Origin of the sequence: Microvirga sp. 3-52, from assembly GCF_018383585.1 — a bacterium.
GTDB lineage: Bacteria > Pseudomonadota > Alphaproteobacteria > Rhizobiales > Beijerinckiaceae > Microvirga.
Genome location: NZ_JAHAMK010000016.1, coordinates 57,929 through 77,333, shown reverse-complemented (window position 1 = coordinate 77,333; position 19,405 = coordinate 57,929). Strand labels below are relative to the sequence as shown.

The following is a 19,405-nucleotide window of genomic DNA, read 5'->3' as shown; positions in this document are numbered from 1 at the left end:
CAGGGTGAGGTTGTCTGTATGAAATGCGGTTATTGCGGCGGCGTCGAAGGGTGCGGCGCGCTCTCATAGCAGCCGGCCACCGACTGGTCGAAATCGATCACCGAGCCGGTCATCATGCCGGATTCGCTGCTCGTCAGAAAAGCCACGGCCCGTGCGACCTCCTTCGGATCCAGCAGGCGGCCGAAGGGCTGCTGCTTCGCGGCCTTCTCGAGCCAGCCGTCCTCGGCATCGTGATAGGTCTTCATGATCCGGTCCTCGCCCGGCGTGTTCATCCAGCCGATGTTGAGGGCGTTCACGCGGATGCGCCAGGGCATGAGGCTGAAGGCGGCGTTCTTGGTGAGCGTGGCGAGCGCGCCCTTCGACCCGCTATAGGCGGTGATGAAGGGCTGGCCGCCATGGGCCGACATGGACAGGATGTTGACCATCGCGCCTTCGATCTTCTCGCGCCGCATGATCTTGGCGGCCTCCTGCATGAGGAAGAAGGGGGCGCGCACATTGACCGCGAACATGCGGTCGAAGAGCTCCGGGCTGGTGTCGAAGATCGTGCCGCGATCGGTGATGCCGGCCGCGTTCACCAGCACGTCGACCCGTCCGAACACGCTGTCCGCCCGCGCGGTCACCTGGCGGGCCTCCTCGACGCTTTCCAGGTCGGCCTGCACGAATTCCGTTTGGCAGCCCTGGTTCGAGATCTCCCGCGCCACGGCATGCCCACGCTCCGTGTTGCGCCCGCAGATCACGAGGCCCTTGGCGCCGCGCTCGGCGAAGGTGCGGGCGATGGCCTCGCCCAACCCCTGCGTGCCCCCGGTGACGACGGCGACGGCATTCTGAAACTGGAAATCATCGGGCATGGCGTTTTGCCTTTTCGTTCTCGGTGCTGGCGTTGCCCAAGCTGAAATGATCTTCTGAGAGATGGCAAGAGGGACGATGAGCGTGACTCACACCTGGAGGTCCTTCACCATTTCCCAGCAGGCCACCGGGACCGGCCCGCTCCGGGTCTCCGCTTCCTCGACGATGTCGGCCGCATGGCGCCAGCCGCAGCGTTCATAGAATGTGCGGGCGGCATCGTTGCCGACGAGGCACAGGAGACGGGCCCGGTCGAAGCCGCTTGCCCAGATCGCGTGTTCGCTCGCCAGCAGCAGGGCGCGGCCGAGGCCGAGCTTCCGCCCTTCCGGCGCGATATAGAGCTGGCCGAGCGTGTTGTCCGCCCAGGCGGCGAAACCCAGGAGTCTGCCCTCGAAATAGGCCGCGAGGGGCGGCACGGGAAAGCGCCTCACCCGTTCGATGAAGAAAGCCTCGTCGCGATAGGCCGCCACGCCCGCCGGCTGAAGAGGAGCCTGCGTTTCCCGCCAGACGGCATGGTAGAGCCTGCCGATTTCTTCGAGTTCATTCCGTTCGGCCGCGCGAAGCCCGCCATTCATGCCATCCCCTCCGGCGCCCTTGAATATGTAATCCTGTTTCGGACGATAAGGAAGTCTCTGGCGAAAGTGCCTCGGGGCCTTATGTTGAGGACAGATGTCGCAAGTCCCCGTTTCCCTTCTCCCCAAAACCTTCCGTGACTGGTTCAAGCACCGTGGCTGGGCGCCCCGGGACCACCAGCTCGAACTGCTCGCCAAGGCCGGGCAGGGCCGCTCCGTGCTGCTCGTGGCGCCGACCGGCGCGGGCAAGACGCTCGCCGGCTTCCTGCCGAGCCTGGTGGAGCTGGCCGAGCGGGGAGGGGGAAGGCCGAAGGAGAAGCGAGGGCTTCACACCCTCTACATCTCACCTCTCAAGGCGCTCGCCACCGACATCGCCCGCAACCTCGAAGCGCCGGTTGCGGAGATGGACCTTCCCATCCGCATCGAGACGCGCACGGGCGACACGCCGTCCCACAAGCGGGCGCGGCAGATCGAACGCCCGCCGGACATCCTGCTGACCACACCGGAGCAGCTGGCGCTGCTCCTCGCCCATGCGGAGGCGCGGGAGTTTTTCAAGGACCTGCGCCGCGTGGTGCTCGACGAGCTGCACTCGCTCGTTACGTCGAAGCGCGGCGATCTCTTGTCCTTAGGCCTCGCGCGGCTCATGACCATCGCCCCGCAGGCGACCGCGGTCGGCCTGTCGGCGACGGTGCGCAAACCGGACGATCTGCGGCGCTATCTGGTGCCGCAGCGGACGCACGCCCTGGCCGACCTCGTCGTCGTGCAGGGCGGCGCGCAGCCCGACATCCGCATGCTCGAACTCGACGAGCGCCTGCCGCTCGCGGGTCACACGGCTTCGCTCTCGATGCCGGCGATCTATGATCTCATCCGCGGTCACAAGACGACCCTGGTCTTCGTCAACACGCGCCTGCAGGCGGAATACACGTTCCAGGAACTCTGGAAGCTCAACGACGACAACCTCGCCATCGCGCTCCATCACGGCTCCCTCGACGTGTCGCAGCGCCGTCGCGTGGAGGAGGCGATGGCGGCGGGGAGGCTGAAGGCGGTGGTGTGCACAGCGACCCTCGATCTCGGCATCGACTGGGGCGACGTTGACCTCGTGGTGAATGTGGGCGCGCCGAAAGGCGCCTCGCGCATCATGCAGCGCATCGGCCGCTCGAACCACCGCATGGACGAGCCGTCGGAGGCCTATCTCGTGCCGGCGAACCGCTTCGAGATCCTCGAATGCCGCGCGGCGCTGGATGCGGTGCACGAGGCGGCGCAGGATACGCCGGATGCGCGCATCGGCGCCCTCGACGTGCTGTGCCAGCACATCCTCGGCATGGCCTGCGCCGAGCCGTTCAAGCTCGATGAACTCTATGAGGAGATCCGCTCGGCCTCGCCCTATGCCGACCTGACCTGGGAGGATTTCGAGGCCTGCGTGGCCTTCGTCGCCACGGGCGGCTACGCCCTTCGCGCCTACGAGCGCTTCGCCAAGATCGTGAAGGGCAAGGACGATCTGTGGCGCGTGCGCGATGCCAGGATCGCGCAGCAATACCGGCTGAATGTCGGCACTATCGTTGAGTCCAGCATGATCAAGGTGCGGCTGGGCAGGACTGCGCGCTCGCGGCCCGGCACCGTGCTGCCGCGCGGAAGAATCCTCGGCGAGATCGAGGAATACTTTGCCGAGACGCTGACCCCGGGCGATACGTTCCTGTTCGCCGGGGAGGTGCTGCGCTTCGAGGGCATCTCCGAGGACGAGGTGCTGGCAACGCGCGCAGGCTCCGGCGCCGATCCGATGATCCCGTCCTACGAGGGCGGCAAGTTTCCCCTCTCGACCTTTCTCGCCGCGCGGGTGCGGGAGATCCTGGCCGATCCGTTCGAGTGGGACCGCCTGCCGGCGCAGATGACCGAGTGGCTGCTGCATCAGCGCCGCCGCTCCATCGTGCCGGGGCCCCGCGACCTGCTCGTCGAGACCTTTCCCCGAGGCAACCGCTTCTACATGACGTGCTTTCCCTTCGAGGGGAGGCTGGCGCACCAGACCCTCGGCATGCTGCTGACCCGGCGCCTGGAGCGGGCGAAGCTCAAGCCGCTAGGGTTCGTCGCCAACGATTACGGCATCGCGGTCTATGCCTCGGGCGATATTGCGGCCCGTGCCGGTCGTGATCCCAATTTCATGGATGACCTCTTCTCCGAGGACATGCTCGGCGACGATCTGGAGGATTGGCTCGCCGAATCCTCCCTCATGAAGCGCACGTTCCGACAATGCGCCGTCATCGCCGGGCTCATCGAGCGCCGCTTTCCAGGGGAGAAGAAGACCGGCCGGCAGGTCACGATCTCGACCGACCTCGTCTACGACGTGCTGCGCAAGCACGAGCCCGACCACGTGCTGCTCCGCGCCGCGCGGGCGGATGCGGCAACGGGACTCCTCGACGTGAGGCGCCTCGGCATGATGCTAGAGCGGATCCGGGGGCGAATCATCCACAAGCCGCTCGACCGGGTTTCTCCTTTGAGCGTGTCCGTCATGCTGGAGATCGGCCGCGAGCGCGTCTATAGCGACAACGCGGACGAGATTCTGGCCGAGGCGGAAGCGGCGCTTCTCGACGAGGCTTTGGCGTGACGGCATTGCGGAAGAACAAACAGACAACCCACGAGATCGCGCTGTCCGGGCAGCTGGCGCTCCTCGACCTGACGGGAGCGATGTATCTGCCCGCGCACGACGCGCTGCTCGTGGCCGATCTCCATTTCGAGAAGGGCTCGTCCTTCGCCCGGCGCGGCATGATGCTGCCGCCCTACGACACCCGCGAGACGCTTCTGGCGCTCGCCGACGCGGTGTTCCGCTTCGACCCGAAGACCGTCATCGCGCTCGGCGACAGCTTCCACGACATCGGCGGGCCGGACCGGCTCGGGGACGAGGAGCGCGCAACGCTCGGCGACGTGCAGAAGGGGCGCGACTGGATCTGGGTCACGGGGAACCACGACCGCATCCTGCCCGACAGCATCGGCGGGCAGGTGGTCGAGGAGATTGCGCTCGGATCCCTCACCCTGCGCCATGAGCCTGCGGCAGGAGAGCAGGCTGAGATCGCAGGCCACCTGCACCCGGTCGGCAAGGTGGTCATGCGCGGGCGCGCAACACGCCGCCGCTGCTTTCTCACCGACGGCTCTCGCTGCGTCATGCCCGCCCTCGGCGCCTATGCGGGGGGACTCAACGCCTGCGATGCCGCCTTCAAGCCGCTCTTCCCGAAGGGCTTCACCGCCCATCTCATCGGCACCGAGCGCATCTTCGCCATCGCCAAGGCGATGCTCTGCCGGGATTGAAAGCAGCTCATCCCATCCTTTCAGCCGTCATGGCCGGGCCTGTCCCGGCCATCCCGATGATGTGACGCGCGGCGCCTCTCGCTATCGGGATCACCGGCACGAGGCCGGTGATGACGCGAGCGTCGATGATCCGCCCGCATGCCCGCCCAATCCCCATTCCTCCTTCCGTTGCGCGCCCTTCAGTGAATGACTCGAGTCATTCCGCCTTCACCACAGGCGCCTCCGAGAAGCGTGCCTGCCGTGGGGCGAGCTCATGGCCCTGCGGCTGCGTGAGAAGACCGTAGAGCTCCGGACGGCGGCCGCGGATCCAGCGCCGTCCCGTGGCGAGCGGCAGGAGGTCGAGGTCGAGATCGGCCACCACGAGGGCATCCTGCGCTTTCCACGTTTCCGCGACGATCCGTCCATAGCAGTCGATGATCATGGCATTGCCCATGCGGACCTCCCCGTCGTCCTCCCCGACGCCGTTGGCAAACAGCAGGAAATAGCCATTGTCGTGCGCGCGCGCCGGCAGCCAGCGCAGCAGCCATTCGCGCCCTTTCGGTCCCCGGAATTCCGCCTCGATGGCTTCCGGATTGCTGTGCCGGTTCTCCCAGAGGGTAGGGTCGATGAGGCCCATGGCCTGGGGGCTGCGCGAATGGCAGCCGCCGGTCTGGTGCGGCGCCATGACGATGTCGGCGCCGAGCAACGCGGTGGCGCGGGCGTTCTCCACCAGGTTGTTGTCCCAGCAGATGAGGACGCCGACCTTCACCCCCCACGGCGTGTCGAAAACCGTGTAGCTGTCGCCGCTCGCAATATCGTCGCTCTCGAAGGCATGGAGCTTGCGGTGGCGGTGGACCTGCCCGTCGGGCAGGCAGACCACATAGGTGTTGAAGAGACGCCCATCCTCTCCGCGCTCGATCAGGCCGACGCCGATGGCCATGCCGTACCGGGCCGACAGGGAGACGACGGCCTGGGTGGAGGGACCGGACGGCACAGGCTCGGCAAGCGCCTCCAGGCGCTCCCGCCCGAGATTGCGTACGTGCCAGTAGCCGGTCAGGCACATTTCCGGAAAGGCCAGGATCTTGACCCGGCTCTCGGCGGCTTCGCGGCAGAACCGCTCGACAACCGCCATGTTGTAGGCCTTGTCATCGGCTTTGTGGTGGAACTGAACCGTTCCGCACCTGAGCATCATCGTGCATCCCCGGGTTGAGCATGACGCAGGATCGCCTGACGATCCTCGCGGGTAAAGAGCCGAGCGTGAGACGGTAGCTCAATCCCGCCGGAAGATCGTGCTGGCGAGCCAGCCGAAGAAGAGGGCGAGCGCGGCGGTCGACAGGCCGTAGGCGAGGGACCAGTCTCGGGCGATGACCCCGACCCGCTCCTCGAAGCCGGTCTTGACCAGCTCGAAATGCGTCTGCGTCCGGGCCAGGATCACGGTATCGGCAAAGAGCGTCACATCGACATCGTAGTTGCCCGGCGGGGCCGTTGCCGGCAGCGCGATGCCGGCGCGGAAAATCTCGGGCGTCAGGAACGTCACGCCGCGCCCGTCTTCGAGATAGAGGCCTTCCTGCGCTTTGAGCCGATGAAGGGCATCCCGGAAGGGCTGGTCCGCGCCGTCACGATTGAGCGTGAAGTCGGCGGCATTGATGATGGCGCTCAGGCCGACTTTCTGGCGCTGGCGCAGTTGATCGCTCGTGATCTCGTCGATGGGCCGGGAGCTGAGGACGTTCAGGTAAGCCGGTGCGGTCGGGAACTTCTGCTGCTCCTGGTTGATCCAGACGGGCCCGAGCCGCTCCTTCTCGCGCACGGTGAGAAACTGGCGCGGGCCGCGAACCGTGACGACCACGTCGTAGGCCGTCGCGCGCGCGACCGTCTGGGCGTCCCGCTCGATGGCGCCGAACACGGCAATCTGCGTTCCCGTGTAGTTGGAGTTGATCAGCACTCTGTGGTTCGACAGCGACGTGATCAGGGTTTCCGCTCGCGCGCAGACCATCGTGCCGACGAGGATCAGGAGGGCGCCGACGATCCTCACGTGCGCGTCTCCTGCGTGGTGATGGAGAAGGGCTCTTCGGGCTTCAGCACGAGTTCGAGGCCGAAGCGAAGCCCCACCGCCAGGAGCAGGATGGCGAGCAGGAAGCGGAACAATTCTGCCCGCAGATGACGCCCCATGCGCGCCCCGAACTGTGCTCCGAAGACGCCTCCCACGATGAGGAGGATCGCCAGGACCATGTCGACCGCCTGGTTCGTGACGGCATGGAGGATGAGGGCGACGAGGGTGGTGCAGACGATTTGGAACTGGGAGGTCCCCACGACCACGGTGGTCGGCACCCGGAAGATGTAGAGAAGCGCCGGCACCACGATGAAGCCGCCGCCGATGCCGAGCAGCGCACCGGCAAAGCCGATGAACAGCGAAAGCCCGAGAATCGGGATGATGCTTACATAGAGCTTCGAGCGGTAGAAACGCATGCGCAGGGGCCAGCCGAGATAGGGTGCATGCTCGCCGGCCCTGCGCCGCAGGCGCACCGCGCCGCCCTTCCGCCGGCTCCAGAATTCCCGGATGCTCTCCTTGAGCATCAGGCTGCCCACGATGGTGAAGAGCGTCACGTAGGAGATGACGATGACGAGGTCGAGCTGGCCTGCCCGTCTCGCCGCCGCAAAGAACCATACGCCCAGCGCCGATCCCACGAATCCGCCCGCCACCAATATGGCGCCGAGCTTGTGATCGAGGGCATTGCGGCGCAGCGCCCCGAGCACGCTCGTCGTGGAGGAGGCGACGATCTGCGCGGATTGAGTCGCCACCGCGACGGCCGGGGGGATTCCGAGGAAGATCAGGAGCGGCGTCATCAGAAAGCCGCCGCCGATGCCGAAGAGCCCTGAAATGAAGCCTACCGCCGCACCCATCCCCAGGATGAGAAGAACGCTCACAGGCATCTCAGCAATCGGCAAATAGATTTGCAACCCGGTTCCCCCAATGGCCGGTGCAGCCACGTCGTTGTTACAGCATCATGCAGGCCGTGTAACGGTCATGTTCTGAACGGAAGATGACAAAGCCTGCTTGAAGCGCCGGGCCCGAGAGTGGAATCCCCTGTCGGGTCCGAAGTCCCTCTTCGATGAGCGCACCGTTCGGAGCGAAAGATCAGGTCCCCTTTCCGCGCGGTGCGTTAGGCTTAACTCCGGTTGCCCGGCGTTCGATCCAGAGCGGCGGTCCGGCCTTGACGGAACACGGGCGGCTGGTTGGCAACGGGATCGACGGCCCGCGGTCGCCAGAGTTCGAGAGCCGCCCTGGCGGCCTTCATTTCGGCCGCGCTCAGGCGTCCGGCCATCTCGTCCCGCTTCTGGGCGGCCTCCGCGTCTCCCTGGTCTGCCGCGAGGGAGAACCACTGGAAGGCCTTGGTCTGGTCGGGCTTTGCCCCGATGCCGCCGGCGAGCAGGATTGCCACGTTGTACTGGCTGTCCCGCAGGCCGCATTCGGCGGCTTCGCCGTACCAGCGCAGGGCCGCGGGGTAATCCGGCTTCCCGTTCTTGCCGGAGGCGAGAAGGGTGGCGAGATTGTGCATAGCGCGAATGTTGCCGCCCAAAGCCGCACGCTCGTACCAGAACGCGGCCTGCTTGAGATCGAGCGGAACACCGTCCCCCTTCGCATGCATCATGGCGAGCCGTTCCTGGGCGGGAGGAAGTCCCGCTTGAGAGGCCCGCTCGAAAAGGTGGGCGGCGATGGTCATGTCCTTGGCCATGCCGCGTCCTTCGGCGGCCCGGGATGCGATCTCGTAGAGAGCAGCCGCATCGCCGGAGAGAGCCGCCTGCTGCAGCTCAGCCGGTGCATCCGCCGGGATCCCGCCGATCGTCGCGGGATCGACGAGGAATTGTCCAGCTGGCAGAGGGGCGACAGGATTGGATCCCGTGGCAAGGCTCGATGTCTGAAAGACGCTGGTGCCATCGCCCAGGGAAGAATGGTTCACCTCGGCAGGCCGAGCTGCTTCCTGCTGTTTCCCCGCCTGTGTTGACGTCAGCTCAGGGGAGCCCCGCTCGCCGGACAATATCTGGAACGTCCCGGCGGTCAGGATCAGGAAGGCCAGTCCGAAAAGAAGCGGACGGCGATGGCTGTCGAAGCTCTGACGCACACGCTCGAAGAAGGACGTGAAGGACGGGGTCGGTTCGTTCGCCTCCGGCTCTTCCGCTTCGGCCGCCTGCTCCGCCTCCTCCCTCGAGAGGGAGAGGGTTGCGGGGAAAGCCGGTTCCGGTACCGCATTGTGCGCGGCCCGCCGGGCCGCGGCGATGAAGCTGGCGCGGACATTGCTGCGATCGGCTTCCACGACGGCCGGCATGGTCGAGCCGGTCTGTGGGACCTCGGGGGTCGAGACATTCAGAGCTTCACAAGGCGCCATGTCCAAGGAACGAGGCGCGACTTCTTCGATCTGCGACAGGGTGGCTGCATGGAGTCTGCGCACGGCGGCTTCGAGACGATCGGCCGGCGGCAATGGAGTGGATGGCGCGGCCAGCCCGGTGCCAGACGTCTCGCTGGTGGCGGATGGGCGCTGGTTCGGCAGGCGTGAGACGAGGGCTTCCAGAGCATCGTGGACGGCGCGCAAGGTTTCCTGTGTCTTCTTGTCGGACCGATTGTGCAACGCCTTCAGCTCGACGAAGCCGTGCTTGAGCGCATCGAGATCGCCGGAATTCGGCAGGGAGGGGCGGATGTCGTTCAGTACGGTTCTGGCGGCGCGCTCGGCAATGCCGACGGCCTCGTCCTGAAGGTTCTTGAGATGCCCAGCCGCCTCGTTCAGGGTCCTGTGCAGAGCCTCTCCGGGCATCTGCTCGAAGCGTTCGGCCAGGGCCATGACCTGCCGTTCGAGGGCATCGAGGCCTGCGGGGTGAGGCGGCGTCCGCTCGAGCTTCTCGTCGATGGAGCGCAGCATCTGCTCCGTTCCCGAGGTGTCTGTCCGCCGGCCGAACTCGCGCAATTCCTGCTCGATGCGGTCGAACCTCTGCATCAGAGGCTCGTGGGACGACGCCTCCTGTCCGGCAACGGCCTCGAGCCGCGAGGACAGCCGTTCGATCGTTCCGGTCAGCTCGTGGCTGTTCTCGGTGCGGCCGTCGGAAAGGCTGGCCATTCGCTCGGTCAGGAGCGCGAGCTGCTCGCTGATCGGGGTGAGATCGGCCGGTGCCGGCTCGGGCCGGCGGGCGAGGACGTCGATACGCCGGCCCAGGCTCTCCAGCTGCTCGGGGATCTTGCTCGTCTCCTGCGCCGTGGCGGTAACGAAGAGAGCCGAGCAGACATCGTCGAGGGACATCTTCAGAGCGGTGAAATCGCTCTTGCTCACCTGATGGAGGCGAAGCTCCGAAACCTGACGGCCGAGGATCTCGATGCCGTCGGAGAGCCGGGCAATCTGCTGCGGCTCGGCCCGATGCGCCAGATCCTGGCGCATATCGGCGATCTGGCTGCTGAGGAAATCGACGACGGAGCGGTCTATTCCCGTCTCGGCCATCGCGTCGATCCTGCCTTTGATGTGGTCGATCTCATGGCCGATGCGCCGGTGCAATCCTTCGCTCACTTCTCCCGAAAGGGATTGGATCCGCTCGTAGAGAACGGTGATCGAGCTGGCGAGGGTACGGAGATCCTTCGTCGTCGGGCCCTGCTCGAGGTCCTTGGCAATCGACCCGAGAGCGGCGTCGAGAGCGGCGATCTCCTCGCGGGTTGCAAGACTTTCGATGCCGCAGCGCAGCCTGTCGATCTCGGCGCGGATGCCTTCGATGGAAGGGCCCCAGGTGGAATTGGGCTCTTCCAGAGCCGTGGCGAGGCGCGACATGTCGGCTCGCATGCCGGCGAGCGTCGCGGAAATGGGGGCGAGCGCCTTGAGCGCCTCCTCCACCGGAAATTCGATGCGCGGCGGAGCAACCCGTTCCGAGAGGACCCGATGCTCCACGGTGTCAAGGCGATCCTTGAGGGACGACAAGGCCTGGGACAGCACGGCGGCGATTCGGTCCTGCTGATCCGCAGAGCTGCGGGCGGCGTCGTTCAGGCGGATTTCGGCCTGCTCGATCCAACTGGCCATGGATTCGAGCGCGATGGCCGTCTGGGAGGCCTGATCCCGAGCCTGACGCTCGCCTTCGGCTGCCACGGCAGCCATCAGGGCCTCGTAGTCCCGCTTGGGCTGGGACCGGGGCGGAGGAGACATCCGGGCGATCAGGCTCTCAAGATCGCTGCCGGCCTTCCGGCGGGAAGGGGCGGGCCTGTCCTGCCTCTCTTCGAGCACGGCTGCGGCCCATTCCTCAAGGCTCATGCCGGCCCGGCGAGCCGCGGCGGCGATCAACTCGCGGGCGTCAAGGTCCAGGTCATCAGGTCTCGAGAAGACGTGTCGTCTCATGGTTGGGCTCGCGGGGATACGCGTGAACTCCTGTGGCGGACTCCGGCCCCGTGCCGATGCTCACCTGCGGGCCAGAAGGCTGAAAGAGGCGAATCACCACCTCTCAATTCCTTTGCCTGACGCCGCAACTTTTGTCCGGCATAGTAAAAAACCCGTTAAACGGAGGGGATTTAGAGCCAAATCCTGCCGGGAGCCCAGCTAGCTTCCCTATCGGAATCTCCGAAAGAGGATTTTCTTTTGCCCCAGCGGCAGATGGAGCGTTCAAGACCCTTGCAACGTCCTGATCATGTGTTGTATTATATCATTACTGAAGGTGAAGTGTTCGCACCGAACCTGTATTGAAGAAATAACGGGGCGTTCCATGGATCAATTTGCAGGCGGTACCCATGCCGGCGAGACCGGAGAGGGTGCAAAACTTTATACGATCGGCGATCTCGCACGGGAGTTCGGAGTAACCCTCCGCACTCTGCGGTTCTATGAAGACCGCGGTCTTCTGTCCCCGCGTCGGGACGGAACGGCCCGCATCTACGATGCCCGCGACCGCGAGCGTCTCTCGGTTATCCTCAAGGGCAAGCAGCTTGGCTTCACCCTGACTGAAATCCGCGCCATGCTGGCGGAGGAGCGGTCAGGCAATGGAGCGGCTATGAATCTCAAGCTCTCCCTTGACCAGATCGAGGACCAGATCCGCCATCTCGAGCAGCAGAAGATCGAGATCGAAGAGGCGCTGGCTGAACTCCATACCCGGCGTGCGGGCGTGGCGGTGGCAGCCTGAACTGCAGCATCTCAAGAACCTGATCTTTCGAGGACGCCCACCCGGCAGCAGACGACATGCCTGCTGCCGGGTGGGCGTTTCCATTTGGGTCGTGTGGAACCGAAGGACTGATCGGGCTTCCTAGTGGATATGGTTTCGACGTGGCCAGAAATCGGCTTCGGTGCTTCCACCAAAGTTTTCGCACCCTACCTCTTTCAAAAACGGCAAGATGGTTTATATGTGAACTATCTACTTGGCCGGTGCGCTTCCTTAACGGAAGTTTTGATGCCGGTGTCCGATCTGGGAGAGTCCGAATGCCGGTCTACAAGGCCCCCGTCGAAGACGTCATGTTCCTCCTGAGCGACGTTTTCCCGATTGAGCGTCACAATAACCTGCCCGGCTTTGCCGACGCGACGCCCGACACGGTGGAGGCCATCCTCGCGGAGGGCGCCAAGCTCTGCGAGGAGGTGTTTACGCCCCTGAACCTCTCCGGCGACCAGGAGGGCTGCACCCGAAATCCCGACGGCTCGGTGACCACGCCGAAGGGATTCAGGCAAGCTTACGAAGCTTACGCCGCCGGCGGCTGGATGGGGCTCGCCGCGCCGGAGGAATATGGCGGGCAGGGGCTGCCTTCCGTTCTCAACACCATCATGCAGGAATTCGTCTCGTCGGCGAACCTGGCGCTCGGCATGTATCCGGGCCTGACGCAGGGCGCGATTGCGGCGCTGCTGGAGCACGGCACCGAGGAGCAGAAGAAGACCTATCTGCCCAAGATGGTCGAGGGTGCCTGGACCGGCACCATGAACCTCACCGAGCCCCATTGCGGCACGGATCTGGGCCTGCTCAAGACCAAGGCCGTGCCGAACGGCGACGGCTCCTATGCGATCTCGGGCACCAAGATCTTCATCTCCGCCGGCGAACACGACATGGCGGAGAACATCGTCCATCTGGTGCTCGCCCGCATCGAAGGCGCTCCGCAGGGCACCAAAGGAATCTCGCTCTTCGTGGTGCCGAAATTCCTCGTCAACGGTGACGGTTCGCCAGGCGACCGCAACGGCGTCTCCTGCGGCTCCCTCGAGCACAAGATGGGCATTCACGGCAACGCCACCTGCGTCATGAACTATGACGGCGCGAGGGGCTGGCTCGTGGGCCAGGAGAACCGCGGACTCAATGCCATGTTCGTGATGATGAACGAGGCGCGTCTGGCGGTGGGTGTGCAGGGCCTCTCACAATCCGAGGTCGCCTATCAGAATGCGGTGGCCTACGCAATGGACCGCCTGCAAGGACGTGCTCTCACGGGGGCGAAGTTCCCCGACAGGCCGGCCGATCCGATCATCGTGCACCCCGACGTGCGCCGCACGCTGCTCTCCATCAAGGCGTTCAACGAAGCGGCGCGCGCGCTCATCGTCTGGACGGGGCTGAACAGCGACATCGCGCATCGCTCTTCCGACGATGCCCAGCGCCAGACCGCCGAGGATTACATGGGCCTGATGACCCCCGTGGTGAAAGGCGTGCTCACCGATCTCGGCTTCGACAATGCCGTCAAGGCGCAGCAGATGTTCGGCGGCCACGGCTATATCGAGGAATGGGGGATGTCGCAGTTCGTGCGCGACGCCCGCATCACGCAGATCTACGAGGGCGCCAACGGCATCCAGGCCATGGACCTGGTCGGCCGCAAGCTCGGCAAGGACGGCGGGCGCGCCGTCATGACCTTCTTCAACGAGGTTGGCGCCTTCTGCCAGGAGAATGCCGGTGACGAGAGCCTGAAGGCCTATACCGCGCCTCTGCAGGAGGGCCTGGGTCATCTGCAGCAGGCCACCATGTGGTTCATGCAGAACGCCATGGCAAAGCCCGACAATGCCGGCGCCGGCGCGACCGATTACATGCATCTCTTCGGCCTCGTGGCTATGGGCTACATGTGGGCCAAGATGGCAAAGGCCGCGCAGGCGAGGAAGGCTCAAGGCGACGGCGACCCTGCCAAGATGGACGCCAAGCTCCTGACCGGCCGCTTCTTCATGGAGCGCCTGATGCCCGAGACAGGCACGCGCCTCGCCCGCATCTCCACGGGCGCGGACACGACCATGGCGCTCCCTGCCGAGGCGTTCTGATTGACAAGCATCATCCCGGCAACGCGCTGAGCCGGGATCGATGGACGCACAAAACGCTCTATTCTGATGACGGTCCCGATTCGCCCAGCGTCCGGGATGACAACCTGACCGGGAGGCCTCCATGGCTGAAGCCTATATCTATGACGCCGTTCGCACCCCGCGCGGCCGCGGCAAGCCAGACGGTTCGCTGCACGAGGTTCCGGCGGTCGATCTCGCCGTGACGGCGCTCGACGCCATCCGCAAGCGCAACGATCTCGATCCGATGCTGGTGGAGGACGTGGTGCTCGGCTGCGTCGATCCGATCGGTGAGGCGGGCGGCGACATCGCGCGGGCGGCCGCATTGAAGGCAGGCTTCGGCAAGGAGGTGCCGGGCGTGCAGATCAACCGCTTCTGCGCCTCGGGCCTCGACGCGGTGAACCTGGCTGCCGCACAGGTGATGTCGGGCATGAAGGACATCGCCATCGGCGGCGGCGTCGAATCCATGAGCCGCATCGGCATGGGCGCGTCGGGCGGTGCATGGCCCGTCGATCCGGGCATCGCCATTCCCACCTATTTCCTGCCGCAGGGTATCTCGGCCGACCTGATCGCGACGAAGTACGGCTTCACGCGCGACGATGTCGACGCCTATGCGGTCGAGTCGCAGAAGCGCGCGGCGAAGGCCTGGGACGAGGGGCGCTTCGCCAAATCCGTCGTGCCGGTGAAGGACGTGAATGGCCTCACCATCCTGGCCAAGGACGAGCACATGCGGCCGCAGACCGACATGCAGTCCCTCGGCCAGCTCAAGGCTGCCTTCGTGCAGATGGGCGAGATGGGCGGTTTCGATGCGGTGGCCATCGCGGCACATCCGGATGTGGAATCCGTCAATCACGTACACCATGCCGGCAACTCGTCCGGCATCGTCGACGGCGCCGCCGCGGTGCTGGTCGGCAGCAAGGAGGGCGGCACGAAGGCCGGACTGAAGCCGCGCGCCCGCATCAAGGGTTTTGCTTCCATCGGCTCCGATCTCGCGCTCATGCTCACCGGACCCATCGACGTGTCGGAGCTTGCGCTTCGCAAGGCCGGCATGACGAAGGACGATATCGATCTCTTCGAGATCAACGAGGCCTTCTCGTCGGTGGTGCTGCGCTACATGCAGGCGATGGATCTCGACCCTGCGAAGGTCAACGTGAATGGCGGCGCCATCGCCATGGGCCACCCCCTTGGCGCGACCGGCGCCATGATCCTGGGTACGGTGCTCGACGAACTGGAGCGCACCGACAAGCAGACGGCGCTGATCACGCTCTGTGTTGCCGCCGGCATGGGTACGGCAGCGATCATTGAGCGGGTTTGAGAACAGGCGGGAAGGGGATAACCACCATGACGAACTTCACCAATTTCCGCTTCGAGGTCGATGCCGACGGCATTGCGCTTGCGACCTGGGACATGCCTGGCCGCTCCATGAACGTGATCACCCCCGAGGTGATGGGCGAGCTGGAGCAGATCATCGAAGCCGTTTCCGGCGACGACGCCATCAAGGGCTGCGTCATCACCTCCGGCAAGGAGGCTTTCTCGGGCGGCGCCGATCTCACCATGCTCCAGGGGCTCGGCGCGGAGTACGCGCGGCTTGCGAAGGAGAAAGGCGAAGAGGCTGCGATGCAATTCTTCTTCGATGAATCGCGCAAGCTCTCGCTGCTCTATCGCCGCCTCGAGACCAGCGGCAAGCCGTTCGCCGCGGCGGTGCACGGCGTGTGCCTCGGCGGTGCTTTCGAGCTGGCGCTCGCCTGCCATTACCGGGTGCTGTCGGATGCGGATTCCACCCGCGTCGGCCTGCCGGAAGTGAAGGTCGGGCTCTTCCCCGGCGCCGGCGGCACGCAGCGCGTGGCGCGCCTGATGCAGACCGGCGATGCCCTGCAGATGCTGTTCAAGGGCGAGCAGCTCCGTCCGCTCATGGCGCGCAACATGGGCCTCACTCACGCGGTCGCGCCGCGCGATCAGATCGTGCAGACGGCGAAGGACTGGATCAAGAACGGTGGCTCTTCCGTCGCGCCGTGGGACCAGAAGGGCTACAAGCTGCCGTCCAACAAGGTCTTTTCCGCCGCCGGCATGCAGATCTGGCCTCCGGCCAACGCCATCTACCGCCGCGAGACGCAGGACAATTATCCGGCGATCCGCGCAATCCTCGAATCCGTCTATCAGGGCCTGCAGCTTCCGATGGATCTCGCCCTGAAGGTGGAATCGCGCTGGTTCGCCAAGATCCTGCGTTCGAAGGAGGCGGCGGCGATGATCCGCACGCTCTTCATCTCCATGCAGGATCTCAACAAGGGCGCGCGGCGTCCGAAGGACGTGCCGCCGACGAACCTCAGACGAGTCGGCGTCGTCGGAGCAGGCTTCATGGGCGCGAGCGTCGCCTATGTGACGGCCAATGCGGGCCTCGAGGTCGTGCTCATCGACCGTGACGTGGAAGCTGCGGAGAAGGGCAAGGCGCATTCGCACAAGCTCATGTCCGACCAGATCATGAAGGGTCGCGCAAAGACGGCGGATCGCGACGCGCTTCTTGCGCGCATCACACCGACTGCCGATTACAATGACCTGAAGGATTGCGACCTCGTCATCGAGGCGGTGTTCGAGGACCCCAAGGTCAAGGCCGAGGTGATTCAGAAGGTGGAGGCGGCGATCCGTCCGGACTGCATCTTCGCTTCCAACACCTCGACCCTGCCGATCACCGGTCTTGCCCAGCAATCGAAGAATGCAGGCCAGTTCATCGGCATCCATTTCTTCTCGCCGGTCGAGAAGATGATGCTCGTCGAGATCATCATGGGCAAGGAGACCGGTGACAAGGCGCTCGCCACCGCGCTCGATTACGTGCGCGCGATCAAGAAGACTCCGATCGTCGTCAACGATTCCCGCGGCTTCTTCGCCAATCGCTGCGTGCTTGCCTACATCCTCGAGGGCCATCTCATGTTCGCCGAGGGGCTGCCGGCGGCGATGATCGAGCAGGCGGGCAAGCAGGCCGGCATGCCGGTCGGGCCGCTCTCCCTCAACGACGAGGTCGGCGTCGATCTCGGCCTCAAGATCCTGCGCGCCACGAAGGCGCAACTGGGAGAGACGGCCATCGTGCCGGACCAGGAGGAGCTTCTCACGGCGCTGGTAGAGAAAGAGGGGCGGCTTGGCCGGAAGAACCGCAAGGGCTTCTACGATTATCCGGAAGGCGGGCAGAAGCGCCTGTGGCTGGGACTGAGGGATCTTCAGACGAAGCAGGTGGAGCCTGAACTCGTCGACATGCAGGAACTGAAAGCACGCCTGCTCGTCACACAGGCTCTGGAAGCCGCGCGCACGTTCGAGGAGGGCGTGATCACCGATCCACGCGAGGCGGATGTGGGATCGATCCTCGGCTTCGGCTTCGCGCCCTATACGGGCGGTGCGCTCTCCTACATCGATTTCATGGGCGCGAAGGCCTTCGTGGACCTGTGCAAGGGCCTGCAGTCCAAGCACGGCGACCGCTTCGCACCGCCGCGCATCCTCCTCGACATGGCGTCGAGCGGCGAGACCTTCTATGGTCGCGCCGCCGGGGCGAAGAAGGCGGCCTGAGGTTCCCTGGCACTCATCATCACCGGCCTTGTGCCGGTGATCTCGTTCCGAAAGGCTCCGCGCTGATCTGCTTGATTGGCCGGGACAGGCCCGGCCGGGGCGGAAAGAGTGATCGGAGGCCAAAGCTTGACCGATGCTCTGCCGCGTCACATGAATCGAGGGCAGTGACGACCCTGAAGGAGCCTTCCATGAAACCGCACTTCTCCATGATGGCGGGCTACAATGCGTGGTGCAACGAGCGCATCTATGACGTTGCGGGGCAACTTGCCGATGCGGATTACCGTGCGGATCGCGGGGCGTTCTTCAAGTCGGTTCACGGCACCCTGAACCATCTCCTCGTCACCGACCGCATCTGGTTGAAGCGCTTTTCCGGGCAGGGGGACGCACCGAACCGGCTCGATGCGATCCTGTTCGAGAATCTCGCTGGCCTTCGGGACGCGCGCCAGAAGGAGGATGAGCGGATCGTCGCCTATATTGAAAGTCTCTCCGACGCCCAGCTTGCTGGCCACATCCGCTACAGGACGATTACGAACCCGGCCGAAATCGAGCAGCCCCTGGCGCCGGCGCTGATCCACTTCTTCAACCACCAGACTCATCATCGTGGACAGGTCCACTGCCTGCTCACGGGCTTCGGCCTCGAGGCGCCGTCCCTCGACCTCATCCTGTTCCAACGCCAGACCGGACTAGGCCTTGCATGAACCTGTGGCTGCGCGTCCTTCACCTGATCATTACCTCCTTTTTCCAGCCGAAGCTCGATCCCGTCCGGGACGTATCGCGCCTGAGCTTCCGCGTCTGGCCGCACGATCTCGACACGTCCCTGCACATGAACAACGGGCGCTATTGGACGCTCATGGATCTCGGCCGCACCGACATCATGATCCGCTCCGGCCTGTGGCGGCCCGTCCTCAAGCATGGCTGGGTGCCCGTCGTGGGGGCGGGGCAGATCCGCTTCAGGCGAGAGCTCAGGCCTTTTCGCTCCTTCACGCTTGAGACCCGGATTCTCACCTGGTCCGACAGCCATGTGGTCATGGAGCACCGGCTGGTTTCGAAATCCAAGGACGGCAGCCCGATCATCAACGCCATCGCCCTTGTCAGGGCAGGCCTCTACGACCGCAAGGAGAGGTGCTTCGTCTCGGTGAGCCGCCTCATGCGCGAGGTCGGGGTTCAGGCGGAGGCGCCGGCGGCCGCGCCCGAGGTCAAGGCCTTCCTGAAAGCCGAAGAGACGTTGAAGAGCGTCGCCTGATGGTCCAAGGTGGGGCCCACGCCGTTCCGGCCTGACCAACCCCGAATCGGATTCCATGCCCCGCATCATCGACTATTATTTCTCCCTCGTGAGCCCCTGGGCCTATATCGGCCATGCGCCTTTCATGGAGATTGCGCAGAAGCATGGGGTCGAGATCAATTACAAGCCGGTGTTTCTCGGCCGGGTTTTCTCGGAGACGGGAGGCCTGCCGCTCGCCCAGCGCCATCCGGCGCGGCAGCGCTACCGGATCCTCGAGTTGCAGCGCTGGCGCGAGAAGCGCGGGTTGTCCTTCAATATCAGCCCGAAGCACTGGCCGTTCGACGTGAATCTCGCCGACCGCTTCGTCATTGCGATCACGGCGTCCGGCAGGAGCCCCGATGCTTTTCTGCGCCGGGCTTTCGCCGCCGTGTGGGAGGAGGAGCGCAATCTGGCCGATCCGCTCGTTCTGACGGAGCTGGCGGAGCAGGCGGGACTCGATTCGTCCGCCCTCATGGACGTGGTGACCGGCAGCACCACCGAGGCGATCTACGCTCTCAACCTCGAGAACGCCGTCGCGGGCGACGTTTTCGGCTCGCCCGCCTACGTGCTCGACGGCGAGGTGTTTTGGGGCCAGGACAGGCTCGAACTGCTGGACGATGCCTTGAGTTCCGGCCGCGCGCCCTACACGCCGAACCCGTGAACGG

General features: G+C 65.1%; 15 protein-coding genes. 9 read left to right on the top strand and 6 right to left on the bottom strand.

The features are described 5' to 3' along the window. Positions 1–29: 29 nt before the first annotated feature. Positions 30–848 carry an SDR family oxidoreductase gene (locus tag KHP60_RS13960; protein ID WP_213564928.1) on the bottom strand — a complete coding sequence of 273 codons (819 nt, stop codon included), beginning with the start codon at positions 846–848 and terminating at the stop codon, positions 30–32. Between the two features lie 87 nt (positions 849–935). Continuing rightward, positions 936–1,418, bottom strand: coding sequence for a GNAT family N-acetyltransferase (locus tag KHP60_RS13955; RefSeq protein WP_213564927.1), 483 nt, complete (start codon positions 1,416–1,418; stop codon positions 936–938). Positions 1,419–1,512: 94 nt separating this feature from the next. On the opposite strand from KHP60_RS13955, the gene KHP60_RS13950 reads away from it, so the two are divergent. Beyond that, positions 1,513–4,014, top strand: a complete 2,502-nt coding sequence (locus tag KHP60_RS13950; RefSeq protein WP_213564926.1) for a ligase-associated DNA damage response DEXH box helicase — start codon at positions 1,513–1,515, stop codon at positions 4,012–4,014. Continuing rightward, positions 4,011–4,712 carry a ligase-associated DNA damage response endonuclease PdeM gene (pdeM, locus tag KHP60_RS13945; protein WP_213564925.1) on the top strand — a complete coding sequence of 234 codons (702 nt, stop codon included), beginning with the start codon at positions 4,011–4,013 and terminating at the stop codon, positions 4,710–4,712. The genes KHP60_RS13950 and pdeM overlap by 4 nt, the downstream gene beginning before the upstream one ends. A 196-nt stretch (positions 4,713–4,908) precedes the next feature. Here pdeM and KHP60_RS13940 read toward each other — a convergent pair whose 3' ends face one another. The 4 genes from KHP60_RS13940 to KHP60_RS13925 form a co-directional block, all read right to left on the bottom strand. Beyond that, positions 4,909–5,883, bottom strand: a complete 975-nt coding sequence (locus KHP60_RS13940) for a nitrilase family protein (RefSeq protein WP_213564924.1) — start codon at positions 5,881–5,883, stop codon at positions 4,909–4,911. A gap of 78 nt (positions 5,884–5,961) precedes the next feature. After that, positions 5,962–6,723 carry a TIGR02186 family protein gene (locus KHP60_RS13935; RefSeq protein WP_213564923.1) on the bottom strand — a complete coding sequence of 254 codons (762 nt, stop codon included), beginning with the start codon at positions 6,721–6,723 and terminating at the stop codon, positions 5,962–5,964. Beyond that, positions 6,720–7,649: a sulfite exporter TauE/SafE family protein gene (locus KHP60_RS13930; protein WP_213564922.1), complete on the bottom strand. Its 930-nt coding sequence runs from the start codon at positions 7,647–7,649 to the stop codon at positions 6,720–6,722. Before KHP60_RS13930 ends, KHP60_RS13935 begins: the two co-directional genes overlap by 4 nt. Before the next feature lie 209 nt (positions 7,650–7,858). Next, positions 7,859–11,053, bottom strand: a complete 3,195-nt coding sequence (locus tag KHP60_RS13925) for an SEL1-like repeat protein (protein ID WP_213564921.1) — start codon at positions 11,051–11,053, stop codon at positions 7,859–7,861. Positions 11,054–11,414: 361 nt separating this feature from the next. Between KHP60_RS13925 and KHP60_RS13920 the strand changes: the two genes are divergently transcribed. From KHP60_RS13920 to KHP60_RS13890, 7 genes are all read left to right on the top strand, one after another. Beyond that, entirely contained in the window at positions 11,415–11,825 is a 411-nt protein-coding gene (locus tag KHP60_RS13920; RefSeq protein WP_213564920.1) for a MerR family DNA-binding transcriptional regulator, read from the top strand. 293 nt (positions 11,826–12,118) lie between these two features. Continuing rightward, positions 12,119–13,912 carry an acyl-CoA dehydrogenase C-terminal domain-containing protein gene (locus tag KHP60_RS13915; RefSeq protein ID WP_213564919.1) on the top strand — a complete coding sequence of 598 codons (1,794 nt, stop codon included), beginning with the start codon at positions 12,119–12,121 and terminating at the stop codon, positions 13,910–13,912. Positions 13,913–14,033: 121 nt separating this feature from the next. Beyond that, complete coding sequence (locus KHP60_RS13910) at positions 14,034–15,242, top strand: acetyl-CoA C-acetyltransferase (protein WP_213564918.1); 1,209 nt, start codon at positions 14,034–14,036, stop codon at positions 15,240–15,242. 26 nt (positions 15,243–15,268) lie between these two features. After that, positions 15,269–17,479: an FAD-dependent oxidoreductase gene (locus KHP60_RS13905; protein WP_213564917.1), complete on the top strand. Its 2,211-nt coding sequence runs from the start codon at positions 15,269–15,271 to the stop codon at positions 17,477–17,479. Positions 17,480–17,667: 188 nt separating this feature from the next. Beyond that, positions 17,668–18,177 carry a DinB family protein gene (locus KHP60_RS13900; protein ID WP_213564916.1) on the top strand — a complete coding sequence of 170 codons (510 nt, stop codon included), beginning with the start codon at positions 17,668–17,670 and terminating at the stop codon, positions 18,175–18,177. Further along, entirely contained in the window at positions 18,174–18,722 is a 549-nt protein-coding gene (locus KHP60_RS13895; protein ID WP_213564915.1) for a thioesterase family protein, read from the top strand. The genes KHP60_RS13900 and KHP60_RS13895 overlap by 4 nt, the downstream gene beginning before the upstream one ends. Before the next feature lie 55 nt (positions 18,723–18,777). Further along, a complete protein-coding gene (locus tag KHP60_RS13890) occupies positions 18,778–19,401 on the top strand; it encodes a 2-hydroxychromene-2-carboxylate isomerase (protein ID WP_213564914.1) in 624 nt (207 codons plus the stop codon). Positions 19,402–19,405 lie beyond the last annotated feature (4 nt).